At 71.5% G+C, this 13,531-nt stretch carries 12 protein-coding genes and 4 pseudogenes; 11 read left to right on the forward strand and 5 right to left on the reverse strand.

Translation table 11 applies throughout. The features are described from left to right. The first annotated feature begins 16 nt into the window (after positions 1-16). From ABZV31_RS09050 to ABZV31_RS09065, 4 genes and pseudogenes are all read left to right on the forward strand, one after another. Positions 17-472: an Lrp/AsnC family transcriptional regulator gene (locus ABZV31_RS09050; RefSeq protein WP_355890205.1), complete on the forward strand. Its 456-nt coding sequence runs from the start codon at positions 17-19 to the stop codon at positions 470-472. Positions 473-515: 43 nt separating this feature from the next. Then, a complete protein-coding gene (gene mqnE, locus ABZV31_RS09055; protein ID WP_355890208.1) occupies positions 516-1,679 on the forward strand; it encodes an aminofutalosine synthase MqnE in 1,164 nt (387 codons plus the stop codon). A gap of 42 nt (positions 1,680-1,721) precedes the next feature. Beyond that, a complete protein-coding gene (locus ABZV31_RS09060) occupies positions 1,722-2,372 on the forward strand; it encodes a UdgX family uracil-DNA binding protein (protein WP_355890211.1) in 651 nt (216 codons plus the stop codon). Positions 2,373-2,388: 16 nt separating this feature from the next. After that, positions 2,389-2,592 (forward strand): annotated as a pseudogene (locus ABZV31_RS09065) (GNAT family N-acetyltransferase); the annotation flags it as partial. Here the strand turns inward: ABZV31_RS09065 and ABZV31_RS09070 are convergent. Continuing rightward, positions 2,584-2,691, reverse strand: a pseudogene (locus tag ABZV31_RS09070) (GNAT family N-acetyltransferase); the annotation flags it as partial. The pseudogenes ABZV31_RS09065 and ABZV31_RS09070 sit on opposite strands and share 9 nt — an antisense overlap. 164 nt (positions 2,692-2,855) lie before the next feature. Here ABZV31_RS09070 and ABZV31_RS09075 point away from each other — a divergent pair. Beyond that, entirely contained in the window at positions 2,856-3,155 is a 300-nt protein-coding gene (locus tag ABZV31_RS09075) for a DUF4229 domain-containing protein (protein ID WP_355890213.1), read from the forward strand. A 71-nt stretch (positions 3,156-3,226) separates the two neighbouring features. Next, positions 3,227-3,931, forward strand: a complete 705-nt coding sequence (locus tag ABZV31_RS09080; RefSeq protein ID WP_355890215.1) for a TetR/AcrR family transcriptional regulator — start codon at positions 3,227-3,229, stop codon at positions 3,929-3,931. Between the two features lie 28 nt (positions 3,932-3,959). Here the strand turns inward: ABZV31_RS09080 and ABZV31_RS09085 are convergent, their stop codons facing one another. Next, the gene (locus tag ABZV31_RS09085; protein WP_355890218.1) at positions 3,960-4,835 is read right to left on the reverse strand and encodes a MaoC/PaaZ C-terminal domain-containing protein; all 876 of its coding nucleotides are present in this window, start codon (positions 4,833-4,835) and stop codon (positions 3,960-3,962) included. Between the two features lie 3 nt (positions 4,836-4,838). Further along, positions 4,839-6,140, reverse strand: coding sequence for a 3-oxoacyl-ACP reductase (locus ABZV31_RS09090; RefSeq protein ID WP_355890219.1), 1,302 nt, complete (start codon positions 6,138-6,140; stop codon positions 4,839-4,841). A gap of 88 nt (positions 6,141-6,228) precedes the next feature. Here ABZV31_RS09090 and ABZV31_RS09095 point away from each other — a divergent pair, with 88 nt between their 5' ends. The 4 genes from ABZV31_RS09095 to ABZV31_RS09110 all read left to right on the forward strand — a co-directional run bounded on the left by ABZV31_RS09095 (position 6,229) and on the right by ABZV31_RS09110 (position 12,169). Beyond that, entirely contained in the window at positions 6,229-7,515 is a 1,287-nt protein-coding gene (locus tag ABZV31_RS09095) for an acetyl-CoA C-acetyltransferase (RefSeq protein ID WP_355890222.1), read from the forward strand. 252 nt (positions 7,516-7,767) lie between these two features. After that, positions 7,768-9,723: an AMP-binding protein gene (locus tag ABZV31_RS09100; protein ID WP_355890223.1), complete on the forward strand. Its 1,956-nt coding sequence runs from the start codon at positions 7,768-7,770 to the stop codon at positions 9,721-9,723. Between the two features lie 163 nt (positions 9,724-9,886). Beyond that, on the forward strand, positions 9,887-10,846 hold the full coding sequence (locus ABZV31_RS09105) for a DUF1259 domain-containing protein (protein WP_355890225.1): 960 nt from the start codon (positions 9,887-9,889) through the stop codon (positions 10,844-10,846). Between the two features lie 117 nt (positions 10,847-10,963). Beyond that, positions 10,964-12,169, forward strand: coding sequence for a cytochrome P450 (locus ABZV31_RS09110; RefSeq protein WP_355890228.1), 1,206 nt, complete (start codon positions 10,964-10,966; stop codon positions 12,167-12,169). Here the strand turns inward: ABZV31_RS09110 and ABZV31_RS09115 are convergent. Next, a pseudogene (locus ABZV31_RS09115) lies at positions 12,170-12,409 on the reverse strand (DUF397 domain-containing protein). A gap of 75 nt (positions 12,410-12,484) precedes the next feature. On the opposite strand from ABZV31_RS09115, the pseudogene ABZV31_RS09120 reads away from it, so the two are divergent. Continuing rightward, positions 12,485-12,705 (forward strand): annotated as a pseudogene (locus ABZV31_RS09120) (hypothetical protein); the annotation flags it as partial. Here ABZV31_RS09120 and ABZV31_RS09125 read toward each other — a convergent pair. Further along, positions 12,674-13,333, reverse strand: a complete 660-nt coding sequence (locus ABZV31_RS09125) for a class I SAM-dependent methyltransferase (RefSeq protein ID WP_355890231.1) — start codon at positions 13,331-13,333, stop codon at positions 12,674-12,676. The pseudogene ABZV31_RS09120 and the gene ABZV31_RS09125 overlap by 32 nt on opposite strands. Between the last annotated feature and the right edge of the window lie 198 nt (positions 13,334-13,531).

A 13,531-nucleotide genomic window follows, 5' to 3' on the forward strand; every position in this document is an offset into this window, starting at 1 on the left:
GGAAGGCTTCGATCGCATGGACGCGGTGGACAGGCAGCTCATCCAGGCCCTGAGGGAGAACGGCCGGGCCTCCTACGCGGAGTTGGGGCGCCTCGTCGGCCTGTCGGGACCGAGCGTCACCGACCGCATCAACCGGCTGGAGGCGGCCGGCGTCATCACCGGCTACCGGGCCACCGTGAACGCCGCCTCGCTCGGCCTCGGCGTCACCGCCCTGATCGGCATCTCGCTCTCCGACGCCGCCGACCACGAGGACGTGGCGCGCCGGCTGAAGGACCTGCCGGAGATCGAGGACTGCTGGTTCATCGCGGGTGACGACTCCTTCATGCTCAAGGTGCGCTCGACGGACGTCGACGGCCTGGAGAGGATCATCCGGCGGCTGTCCGGGACGAAGGGCGTCTCCCGGACCCGTACCACGATCGTGCTGTCCACGAAGTGGGAGAACCGGGTGGGTGAGTTGCCGGAAGAGGTGTAGGCGTACGGTGGGCGTGGTTTGTCCGGAGAGGGAGGCAACAGGTATGGACGTCGGGCTCAAGCGCGAGCTGGAGGAGAAGGTCCGCTCCGGTGAGCGGCTGACCCGCGAGGACGGCATCGCGCTGTACGAGTCGGACGACCTGGCGTGGCTCGGCGGCCTCGCGCACGAGGTGCGCACCCGCAAGAACGGTGACGTGGTCCACTTCAACGTCAACCGCCACCTCAACATGACGAACGTGTGCACCGCGTCCTGCGCCTACTGCTCATTCCAGCGCAAGCCGGGCGAGAAAGACGCGTACACGATGCGCATCGAGGAGGCGGTCAAGCTCGCCAAGGCGATGGAGTCGGAGAACCTCACCGAACTGCACATCGTCAACGGCCTGCACCCGAACCTGCCCTGGCGGTACTACCCGCGCTCGCTGCGGGAGCTGAAGAAGGCCCTGCCGAACGTCTCCCTGAAGGCCTTCACGGCGACGGAGATCCACCACTTCGAGACGATCTCGGGGCTGAGCGCCTCCGAGATCCTCGACGAGCTGATCGACGCGGGGCTCGAGTCGCTGACCGGCGGCGGCGCGGAGATCTTCGACTGGGAGGTCCGCCAGCACATCGTCGACCACCGGACGCACTGGGAGGACTGGTCGCGCATCCACCGCCTGGCGCACGAGAAGGGCCTGAAGACCCCGTGCACCATGTTGTACGGCCACATCGAGGAGCCCCGCCACCGCGTCGACCACGTGCTGCGCCTGCGTGAGCTGCAGGACGAGACCGGCGGCTTCCAGGTCTTCATCCCGCTGCGCTACCAGCACGACTTCGTCGACGTGAAGGACGGCAAGGTCCGCAACCGCCTCCAGGCGCGGACGCAGATGGCGACGGGGGCGGAGGCCCTGAAGACCTTCGCGGCCTCGCGCCTGCTCTTCGACAACATCCAGCACGTCAAGGTGTTCTGGGTCATGCACGGCGTGCAGACCGCCCAGCTGGCGCTCCAGCACGGCGCCGACGACATGGACGGCTCGGTCGTCGAGTACAAGATCACGCACGACGCGGACAACTTCGGCACCCCGAACAAGCTGACCCGCGAGGACCTGCTGGAACTGATCCGCGACGCGGGCTTCCGCCCGGTGGAGCGGAACACCCGCTACGAGATCATCCGGGAGTACGACGGCCCGGACCCGCTGCGCCGGGAGTCGCCGCAGCCGATGCGGGTGTGAGTGCGACCGTGAGGCCGGCGGCCGGGCGGGTACCCGCCCGGTATGGCCACCACGAAGGCGCCCGAGGACGACTACACCGCTGAGCCCTTCGTTCCCGAGCACCCGGACCTGGCCGACCTGCGCAGGGCCGCCGTCGGCTGCCGGGGCTGCCCGCTGCACCGGGACGCCACGCAGACCGTGTTCGGGGCTGGGGCGGAGGACGCGCGGGTCATGCTGGTCGGCGAGCAGCCCGGGGACCAGGAGGACCGGCAGGGCCGGCCGTTCGTCGGGCCGGCCGGGAAGCTGCTGGACCGGGCGCTGGCCGAGGCGGGCATCGACCCCGGCGCGGCGTACGTCACCAACGCGGTCAAGCACTTCAAGTTCACCCGGGCCGAGCCCGGCAAGCGCCGGATCCACAAGGCGCCGACCCTGCGGGAGATGAGCGCGTGCGGGCCCTGGCTGGCGGCCGAGCTGGCCCTCGTCGAACCCGAGCTGATCGTGATCCTGGGCGCGACGGTCGGCAAGGCGCTGCTCGGCTCGTCGTTCCGGGTCACACAGGTACGCGGCACGGTGCTGGAGCAGGAGATCCACGGGCGGCCGGAACGGCTCGTGCCGACCGTGCATCCGTCGTCCGTGCTGCGGGCGGACGACCGGGAGGGGGCGTACCGGGGTCTGGTGTCGGACCTGAAGGTGGCGGCGAGGGCACTGTCGTAATAGATACAACCGGCCCATGCCCCTTACCTTCACGCTCGACCCCTCCGTGAACCCCGCCCTCCGTGACGGGATCCTCGACCTGTGGACCGACGTGACGAACGCGGGTGGGGCGGTCGGCTTCGTGGCGCCGGTGTCGCGGGAGACGATACGGCCGGAGCTGGTGAAGCACTTCGTGGCGATGGCGGAGGGCCGCGCCAGGCTCCTGGTCGGCCACGACGAAAACGTCCCGGTCGTCGCCCGGCCCGACCCGGATCGCGCCGGGTACCCGGCCGACCTCCTTGTAACCGCAGGAGGCGTAGAACCGCTCCAGGCCGAGCCCGCAGACGTCTTCATGCTGCTGCCGCTGACGTGAGCCCGGTCGTACCCCCCTGCAAGATCGGGTGCCCGGCGTGCTTCACTGGACGGTGTCCCTTTTGGGAACTCCCCAAGTTCGCGGCTTGGCTCGAACAGGGGGACCCCCACGGAACGGAAGAGTGGATTGAGATGCTCCGCTACACGCTGATGCGCCTCGGGATCTTCGTGGGCTGCCTCGTGGTCGTCTGGGGCCTCGTCTACTCCGGCATCGCCCCGCGCGGCCTCGGTGACTCCAACGGCCTGTGGATCGTCCTGCTCGCCCTGGTGATCTCGGCCCCGATCAGCTTCGTCGTGCTCCGCAAGGAGCGGGACCGGGCGTCCGTGCAGGTCGCCCGGAGGGTCGACCGCATGAAGGCGAACATCGAGGCCAACCGCAGCCAGGAGGACGTGGCCGACGACGCGGCACGGGCACAGGGCCAGACGTCCTGATTCGGCCTGTCTGCCCTGCCCGGCTGCGGGCAGCCGGCCAACCGCCGGTACCCGAACCGTAGGCTTGCCCCATGGGTGCCGTGAAGACCAAGCGGATGCCAAGGGCGGTCCGTGAGCAGCAGATGCTCGATGCCGCCGTACAGATCTTCGGCCAACGGGGCTACATGGCCGCGTCGATGGACGAGATCGCCGAACTCGCAGGTGTCTCCAAGCCGTTGGTCTACCTGTACCTCAACTCGAAGGAAGACCTCTTCACCGCCTGCATCCGCCGCGAGGCCACCGCGCTCACGCAGGCCGTCCGCGCCGGCGTCCGCCCCGGCCTGCCCGCCGACCGCCAACTCTGGGAAGGGCTGCTGGCGTTCTTCACGCACACCGCGCAACACCCGGACGGCTGGACGGTGCTGCACCTCCAGGCCCGTACGCACGGAGAGCCGTTCGCGGCCGAGATCGCCGCGATGCGGACGGAACTCGTCGCGTTCGTCACGCAGCTGATCGCCGTCGCCGCGCGGGACGGGGGTTCCCGCTGCTCGAGTGAAGCCGAGAGCTCGCGGGGCCGCCGCGACCACGACCTGCCGGAGCACGAGGTCGCCGGCCTCGCCGAGGCCCTCGTCGGTGCCGCCGAGTCCCTCGCCGCCTGGGCCAACGCCACCCCGGGCGTCACGGCCCGCCAGGCCGCGGCGACCCTGATGAACTTCGCCTGGGCGGGCCTGGGCGACCTCATGGAGGGCCGGCCCTGGTCCCTTCCGCACCCCTGCGAACCCGAACCGGAGAGCTAGGGCCTGGCCGCCGGACGGGGCCCAGCTCTCACGTGAGCAGCGGCAGCACTTCGCCCACCAGGTGGACCCGGTCCCCTCGGGCGTCGCGCAGTTCGAAGCGGCCGATGCCGTCCGTCGCGTAGGTGACCGTGCCTGGCAGCAGCACGGGGGCCCTGAACTCGGCCCGGACGAGGGCGGCCTGGGGAGCGCCGTGTGCGGCGAGGCAGCGGGCCACGGTCCACATGCCGTGCGCGATGGCCCGGGGGAAGCCGAACAGGCGGGCGGTGAGCGGGGAGAGGTGGATGGGGTTGCGGTCCCCGGACGCGGCGCCGTACCGCCGCCCGACGTTCCCCGCGAGCTGCCACTCGGCGACGGCAGGCAGGGGTTTCCGTTGCTCTCCGCGGGCCTCGGGTGCCCGTCCGTCGGTGCGGTGGCGGGCGAGATACGTGCTCGTCGACTCCCATACGACGTCCCCGCCGGCCCGCATCTCGGTGACGACGGTGGCCTCCGTCCCGCGCCGGTGCGGCGCCAGCCCGGCGACGTACACGCTCAGTTCGTAGGCGCCCGTCGCGGCCAGGGCCGTGTGCCGGGTGATGCCGATCGACGTGTGGACCAGGCCGAGCAGCGGCAGCGGGAAGTCCCCGCCGCTCATCAGGCTCATGGCCAGCGGGAAGCCGAGCACGTGCGGATACGTGATGGGCAGGGCGTCGTCGCCGGTCGCGAAGCCGCACACCCGCTCGTAGGCGGCCAGCCGCGCGAGGTCCACGCGGACGGCGGGCAGCACGAGCCGGGTGCGGGGAAAGGGCGCGTCCGGGCGGGGCCGCTTGAAGGGGGAGCGCAGGGCGCCGCGGGCGAGAAGGGGAGCCAGGGCGGGGGAGCGGGGGAGGACGACGGAGGCGGAGTCGCCGGAGCCGAGGAGGGCCATGGTCTACGCCCCCAGCAGGCTCTGGCCGCAGACGCGGACGACCTGGCCGTTGACCGCGCCGGAGGCCGGGTGGGCGAGCCAGGCGGTCGTCTCGGCGACGTCGACGGGCAGGCCGCCCTGGGCGAGGGAGTTCATCCGGCGGCCCGCCTCACGGATGAAGAGAGGGATGGCGGCGGTCATCTTCGTCTCGATGAACCCGGGCGCGACCGCGTTGACCGTGACCCCGTGCTCGGCCAGCGCCCGGGGCGCGAGGGAGCGGACCAGGCCGACGATGCCCGCCTTGCTCGCGCCGTAGTTCGTCTGGCCGGCGTTCCCGGCGAGGCCCGCGATCGACGCGGTGGCCACGATCCGGCCGCCGGGCCGCAGCGTCCCGGCGGAGAGCAGGGCGTCGGTCGTGCGCAGCACGCTCGCCAGGTTGACCTCCAGCACCGGACTCCAGCGCTCGGCGGGCATGTTGACCAGCCGTCGGTCCCGCGTGATGCCCGCGTTGTGGATCAGGACGTCCAGCCCGTCGGGCAGCGCGGCCGCGATCCGCCCGCCCGCGTCGGCGGCCGTGATGTCCAGGGCGAGGGCGGTGCCGCCCAGCCGGTCGGCGACCTTCCGGGCGTCCTCCTCGGCCGCCGGCACGTCGAGGACGACGACCCGGGCGCCGTCCCTTGCCAGCGTCTCGGCGACCGCCTCGCCGATGCCGCGGGCGGCGCCGGTCACCAGTGCGGTGCGTCCGGCGAGGGGCCGCTCCCAGTCGTCGGGGGCGGTGACCTCGTGGGCGTCGACGTGGATCACCTGGCCGCTGACGTAGGCCGACTTGGGCGAGAGCAGGAAACGGAGGGTGGACTCGGCGGCGGCCGCGTCCGTGAGCCGGACGAGGTTCACGGTCCTGCCCCGGCCGATCTCCTTGCCGAGCGAGCGCACGAAGCCCTCGAGGGCCTGCTGGGCGGCCGACTGGTGGTGGTCGGCCGGGTCGAGCGGAGCGCCGAGCACGACCACGCGGCCGCTCGTGGCGACCGACCGCACGACGGGGTGGAGGGCCGCATGCACCTCGCCGAGCGTGTCGACGTCCCGGACGCCGGTGGCGTCGAGGACGACGGCGGCCGGTTCCCGGTCTCCGGGGGTGAGCCCTGTACGGGCCAGGACGGGGGTGAGGTCGAGGTCGGACTTGCCGGCCGTCAGGTGCAGCAAGTGGCCGTCGAGAGACGGGTGTTGAGGTGACCAGCGGTTCAGGTCCGCGGGCTGTGGGAGCCCGAGGCGGCGGGTGAGGAAGCGGCCGGGTGCGGTGCTCGTGAAGCTCAGATAGCGGTCGGCCATGTCCCATCTCCCCACGGGTTCACTTCTGCTTACTCTGGAGTAAGGTTACCGGTGGTAAGCCTACGTCACGGGTGAGGAACAGGTCGAGATGAGTCCCCTTGAGCCCCCTCGGGCCCGCCGGGTCGCGGTCATCGGCGGTGCGCGCATCCCGTTCGCCCGCTCCGACGGCCCGTACGCCACCGCGTCCAACCAGGAGATGCTCACCGCGGCCCTGGACGGCCTCGTCGAGCGCTACCGGCTCCAAGGGCACGGCGCCGTGGGCGAGTTCGTCGCCGGAGCCGTCCTCAAGCACAGCCGCGACTTCAACCTCGCCCGCGAGACGGTCCTCGGCTCCAAGCTGGACGCGCGCACACCGGCGTACGACATCCAGCAGGCCTGCGGCACCGGTCTGCAGGCCGTCATCGCCGCCGCCAACAAGATCGCCCTCGGCCAGACCGAGTCCGCGGTCGCGGGCGGCGCGGACACGGCGAGCGACGCACCGCTCGGCGTGAACGACGACCTGCGCCGGATCCTGCTGGAGGCCCGGCGGGCGAAGTCGCTCACGGGCCGCCTGAAGGCGCTCGCCAAGGTCCGCCCGTCCCACCTCGTCCCCGACATCCCCCGCAACGCCGAGCCGCGCACCGGCCTGTCGATGGGCGAGCACGCGGCCGTCACCGCCCGCGCCTGGGGCATCACCCGCGAGGCGCAGGACGAACTGGCGGCGACCAGCCACCAGCGGCTGGCGGCGGCCTACGAACGGGGCTTCTTCCAGGACCTGGTGGTCCCCTTCCGAGGCCTCGCCCGCGACCAGAACCTGCGCCCCGGCTCGACGGTGGAGAAACTGGCCGGACTGAAGCCGGTGTTCGGCCTCGACCAGCCCGGCCCGACGATGACGGCGGGCAACTCGACCCCGCTGACGGACGGGGCCGCGACCGTACTGCTGGCCTCCGAGGAGTGGGCGGCGGAACGCGGCCTGGAGCCGCTGGCCTACCTGACGGCGTACGAGACGGCGGCCGTGGACTTCGTCCACGGCGATGTGGCGGGCGGCGAGGACGGCCTGCTGATGGCGCCGGCCTACGCGGTCCCACGCATGCTGGAGCGCGCCGGTCTGGGGATCGAGGACTTCGACCTCGTCGAGATCCACGAGGCCTTCGCGTCCCAGGTGCTGGCGACCCTGGCGGCCTGGGAGAAGCAGGGCCTGGCCCCGGTGGACCGCGCCCGCCTGAACGTCGCCGGCTCCTCGCTGGCGACCGGGCACCCCTTCGCCGCGACCGGCGCCCGGATCGTGGCGACCCTGGCCAAGCTGCTCGCCGAGCGGGAGGGCCCGGGGCGCGGGCTGATCTCCGTCTGCGCGGCGGGGGGACAGGGCGTGACGGCGATTCTGGAGCGGGTCTGAGCACAGCCCTGTCCTCACGCCGGAAACACCAATGCCGGGCCGGCGCCGGAAATTGAAGATTGCACAGCCCCGGCGCCGGACCATCTCCGGACCATCCCCGAACCCGCACGAACTCCCCACGAGAGCGCCGTACGATCGCGGTTCTAACCGGCGGTAACGCCCAAGCCGGGCACCGCAGGTGAACGCCCCGGTACGCACAGCGCGTACCTCATGCAGCAGAGCAGTACACAGCTGCAGGCCTCAGGAGCTGCCATGCCCATCTCGTACCCGTCGTCGTCTCCGTCGTCACCGGTGCCGCCGCCCTCGTCGGAGTTCGACTACGACCCCGACAGCGGGCCGGCGTTCGTGGAGCCGGAGACACGGCGGCTGGACGGAGAGGTGCGGGAGGCGTACGTGCCCCCGCTGGTGCCGCCCGTGACACACGGCTCGCTGGCCGACCTGCCGTTCGAGAACGCGAGCGCGGACCCCGGGCACCGGGTGCTCAGCCGCCGGGGCGCGGACGGCCGGTGGACGGACGTGACGGCGGCGCAGTTCGCGGACCAGGTGCAGGCCGTGGCGAAGGGCCTGATCGCGGAGGGCCTGGTGCCGGGCGACCGGATCGCGATCATGGCGCGTACGACGTACGAGTGGACGCTCCTCGACTTCGCCGCGTGGGCCGCCGGCCTGGTCACGGTCCCCGTCTACCCCACCTCCTCCGTCTTCCAGACCTGCTGGATCCTCCAGGACTCCGGCGCGGTGGCCCTGGTGACGGAGACCGCGGCCCAGGCGGCGGCCGTCGGCCCCGAGCGGGAGGGTCTGCTGGGCCTGCGCCACATGTGGGTCATCGAGAACGGCCACGTCGACCACCTGGCGGAACTGGGCGCGACGGTCCCGGACCAGGAGGTCGCCGTACGCCGTGGCGTCCTGGGCCCCGACACACTGGCGACCCTGATCTACACCTCGGGCACGACGGGCCGCCCGAAGGGCTGCGCGCTGACGCACGGCAACTTCCTGGCCGAGGTCGACAACGCGATCGAGCTCCTCCACCCCGTCTTCAAGGCGAAGACCGCGGACGAGCCCTCGACGCTGCTGTTTCTGCCGCTGTCGCACGTCTTCGGCCGCATGGTGGCGGTCGCCTGCGTCCGCGCGAGGGTACGGCTCGGCCACGCGCCCAGCCTGAAGGCGGAGGACCTGCTGGCCGACCTGGCGAGCTTCCGGCCGACGTTCCTGCTGGCCATCCCGTACATGCTGGAGAAGATCTACAACAACGCCCGCGCCACGGCCGAGCGCAACGGCCGGGCGTCCTCCTTCGACCGCGCGGCCGGGGTCGCCCGCCGCTACGGCGAGGCGGTCGAGGCCCGCCAACACGGCACGGGCCCGGGCCCGACCCGCGTCCTGAAGACGGCACGCGCCTTCTACGACGCCCTGGTCTACCGCCGCATCCGCAAGGCCCTCGGCGGCCGCCTCCGTTACGTCATCTGCGGCGGCTCCCCGCTCGGCCGCCGCCTCGCTGCCTTCTACGCGGGCGCGGGCATCGAGGTCTACGAGGGCTACGGCCTGACGGAGACGACGGGCGCGGCGACGGTCACGCCCCCGCAGAAGCCCCGCCTGGGCACGGTGGGCCGGCCGCTCCCCGGCACGCGGGTCCGCATAGCGGCGGACGGCGAGGTACTGCTGTCCGGCGGCCAGGTGTTCCGCGGCTACTGGGACCCGAACGCCGGCGGGGTCGTCCCGGCGACGCACGACGGCTGGTTCCCGACGGGCGACATCGGCCGCCTGGACGACGAGGGGTACCTGACAATCACGGGCCGCAAGAAGGAAATCCTGATCACAGCCGGCGGCAAGAACGTGGCCCCGGCCCCCCTGGAGAACTGGCTCCGCTCCCACCCCCTGATCTCCCAGTGCATGGTCCTGGGCGACGGCCGCCCCTACGTCACCGCCCTGATCACCCTCGACCCCGACGGCATCACCCACTGGCGCAAGATGAACGGCAAGCACCCGGTCCCACCGGAACTCCTCGTCGACGACCCCGAGTTGACGGCGGTCCTGCAGCGAGCCGTGGACGAGGCGAACCAGCTGGTCTCCCGCCCGGAGTCGATCCGCCGCTTCGCCGTCCTCCCCGTGGACTTCACGGAAGAGGCCGGCCACCTGACCCCGTCGATGAAGCTGCGCCGGGCGGCGGTCATGCGGGACTTCGCGGCGCAGGTGGAGGGGCTGTACGCGAAGTAGGGCCGCGCCCGGCGGTCTCACCCGATCGCAGATGACTGCTTAGCCCAGTCGGCGCCAAGCGGCGGCGGTGTTGGCCGGTGTCTGCAGCCTCCCGTGCTTCCATCTCGGCAAGGAGGCTTACATGATCGCTGAGGACCGACAGCAGGACACTTCGCGGCGGCGCATGCTGGCGGCGGCCGCAATGGCGCCAATGCTGGCCGGGGCGTCGACCCCCGCTCACGCCCTGTCCACCGGAGCGGCGAAGGAGAGGCGGCGGGCGCTGGTCAAGCCAGTGCTCACCGACCTGTCGGACTGGACGGCCGTCGCCGACGTGCTGGGTCGAACAGGCGATATGAAGCGCCATGTGATGTACCACACGGGCCTGCCGCGCCGGGACCTCGCGGTGATCTCCCACGGCGTCATCGTCAAACCGGCGCTCGCCCTGGGGACGCACGTGTCCTTTGTCCGCTACGCCGACGGCAGCTCGATGCTGATGGGCGATGTGGTGGTCACCGAGAGGGAACTGCAGCAGTTCAGCGATGTCCTGTACCAGCACGGGATCTGGCAGACCGCGATCCACAAGCACCTGCTCTCCCAGACGCCCGACATCTGGTGGATCCACGTCCACGCGCACGGCCACGATCCGGTGGCCATTGCCCGTGGCCTGCGCGCGGCGTTCGACCGTACCGGCACCCCGCCCCCGCAGCCTTCCGTGCCGCCGCGCCCCCTCGACCTGAACACCGCCGGCATCGATGCCGCGCTGGGAGTCAAGGGCGTGATCGACGACGGGATCTACAAGAGCACCTTCATCCGCCGCGAGACCATCACCGACGGCGACCTGGTATTGCCGCCGGGCCTGGGATCGACCAGCGCGTTCAACTTCCAGCCGCTGGGTGGCGGCCGGGCCGCGATCAACGGCGACTACGCCATGATCGCCGGGGAGGTCCAGGACGTCCTCGTGGCCCTGCGGCGTGCCGGGGCCGAGCTCGTCGAGCTGCACAACCACGGCTTGACGGACGAACCCCGCCTGTTCTTCACCCACTTCTGGGCCGTGGGTGACGCCGTCCGGCTCGCCCGGGGCCTGCGCGCCGCGGTGGATGCGACCAATGTCGTGCCGCTGGCGGGCACGACCGGCTCGGGCTGACGAGCCGCGTACCGCCAGGGGGCGCATTACCGCATGTGGCGGTGTCCAGGCGGCGACGCAACGCGAAAGGGCGTATGCATGGAGTAGCGACAGCGGCTGGAAATGGAGAACTGCCCGATGACCTCAAGCGGCGAAGCAATCCCGTGTTCGTTCGGCTTCAGCAAGGGCCTGGAGTTCGATCCCTCGCTCGCGGAGCTCATGGCCCGCGATTCCATCACCCGGATCCGGCTGCCGTATGGCGACGCCGACGCCTGGCTGGTCACGGGGTTCGAGGGGGTACGGCAGGTGACCAGCGATCACCGGTTCAGCCGGGCGGGGATCGTGGAGTTCGACTATCCGCGGCTGACGCCCGAGCCCATCGTCTCCCCGGAGTCGATCAATGTGTTGGATCCGCCGGACAGCAGCCGCCTGCGCCACCTGGCGTCGCAGGCCTTCACTCAGCGGCATGTGGACCGGATGCGACGGACGATCACCCGGCTCGCGGACACCCTGCTCGACGAGATGGCCGCGGAGGGGCCGCCGGCGGATCTGGTAAGCCATCTGTCGAACCGGCTCCCCCAGCACACCATCTTCGACGTGCTCGGGATCGCCCGGGACGACTGGCCCCGGATGCAGCAGCACGCGCACCAACTGCTCTCCACCGGCCCGGACGGCCGCGAGATCGCCGCGGCCGCCAAGACCGAACTGCGGGCGTACTTCGGCGAACTGGTCGAACAGCGGCGGCGCTCCCCCGGGAAGGACCTGATCAGCGTATTGGCTGCCGCCAAGGACGGCGAGGACGCGTTCGACGACCAGGAGCTGGCGGTCATGGTGCTGACGCTGATGCTCAGCGGTCAGGACACGGCCACCTGCCAGATCAGCAACATCTCCTACCTCCTGCTGACCCGTCCCGAGCTGATGAAGCACATCAGGAACCGGCCGGAGAGCCTGACGGCCGTCCTGAACGAGCTGCTCCGCGTCATCCCCTTCCGCAAGGGTGTCGGCATTCCCCGGGTGGCACTGGAGGACGTGGAGATGGACGGAGTACTGATCCGGGCGGGTGACTACGTCCACGTGTCGTATCTGACGGCGAACCGTGACCCGGAGCGCTACCCGGACCCGGACGTCATCGACCCGGACCGGACCCCCGTGCCGCACATGACCTTCGGCTGGGGCGGACACCGGTGCATCGGCGTGCCGCTGGCCATGGCGGAGCTGGAAGTGGCCATCGGGCGGCTGCTGGACCGGTTCCCGGAGCTGCGGCTGGCGGTACCGCCGGAGGAGGTGCGCTGGGACACGGAGACGATCCGACGCTTCCCGATCGAGCTGCCCGTGGCCTGGTAGTCAGCGATGCCCTGCCAGGAAGGCGGACCATGCCGACGGAGAGAGGGTGAGGTGGGGGCCGGCGGGGTTCTTGGAGTCGCGGATGCGGACGGTGTGGGGGGCAGATGGCGACCTCGACGCACTGCCCGCCTTCGCCGTTGCTGTGTCTGGACTTTCGCCAGCTGTAGGCGGCTTCGGGCCCCGGCAGCCTTCGCCGCTGCTGTAGCTCGACTTGAACCAGCTCAACTGCTCTATGGTCATCGTTCTTCCAGCATCTTCTCGATCAGGTCCAGGGACTCGTGCTGAGGGCGTCCCAGCGGCGCCGCCCGCCTCCACGACCGCTTCACCGGTCGCGTCCACACACCGGATGCGCGCGAGCGCCGGGACTGCGCCGAACTCACCGCCGCCAACGAACTCGACCTCGCCCGCCGGGACCCCGCGTTCCGCGAGAGGTAGGCCCCGACCTGCTCGCCCTCTTCACCCGCTTCCGGCCGCTGCTGAGCGGACCCGCCTGGCAGGACTGCCTCACCGTGCTCGGAGAGACTTGCGGGCGATGAGGAACGCCTGCGGTGTCGACTCCCCGGTCGTCGTGTCCGGTTCGCGGACCGTTCTGGACCGCAGATCAAGGCCGGCCGCTTCGAGCAGCTCGGCGATGCGCTCGGGTCGGCGGCGGTGGAAGTCCAGGGACACCGGGTGGCCGAACGGGCGGTCCAGGTGCAAGGGCTCGTCGCCCACCTGGAAGGCCAGGAGGAGGTGGCCGCCGGGGGCCAGGACGCGGGCGAACTCTGCGAAGAGGGCAGGCAGTCGGTCCTGCGGGGTGTGGATGATCGAGTACCAGGCGACCGCGCCCGCAAGGCCGCCGTCGGGTACGTCCAGCGCCAGCATCGAGCCGTGCTCGAAGCGCAGCCCCGGGTGCTCGCGGCGGGCGAGTTCGACCATCCGCGCCGAGAGGTCGACGCCGAAGACCGGCAGGCCCAGCGAGTCCAGGTACGCCGTGACCCGCCCGGGCCCGCAGCCGAGGTCGGCCACCGGACCACCGCCCTTCCCGACAAGCTCCGCGAACCCGGCCAGCAGCGCCCGGTCCAGCGGCCTCGCCGCCAGGGCGCCGCGGAAGCGGTCGGCGTAGTCGTCGACCACGGTGTCGTAGAACCGCCGGGTCGTGGTCAGGAAGTCGGTGTCGGTCATGGCGGGGACCCTATCGACCGCCACTGACAGCCGACGGCCACGGACAGCCGACCGCCCCTGACGGGCCAGCCCGCCTACAGCCGACCGCCCCTGACGGGCCATGCCCGCCTACAGCCGACCGCCCCTGACGGGCCATGCCCGCCTACAGCCGACCGCCCCTGACGGGCCAGCCCGCCTACAGCCGACCGCCCCTGACGG

Origin of the sequence: Streptomyces sp. NPDC005202 (assembly GCF_040608235.1) — a bacterium.
Lineage (GTDB): Bacteria > Actinomycetota > Actinomycetes > Streptomycetales > Streptomycetaceae > Streptomyces.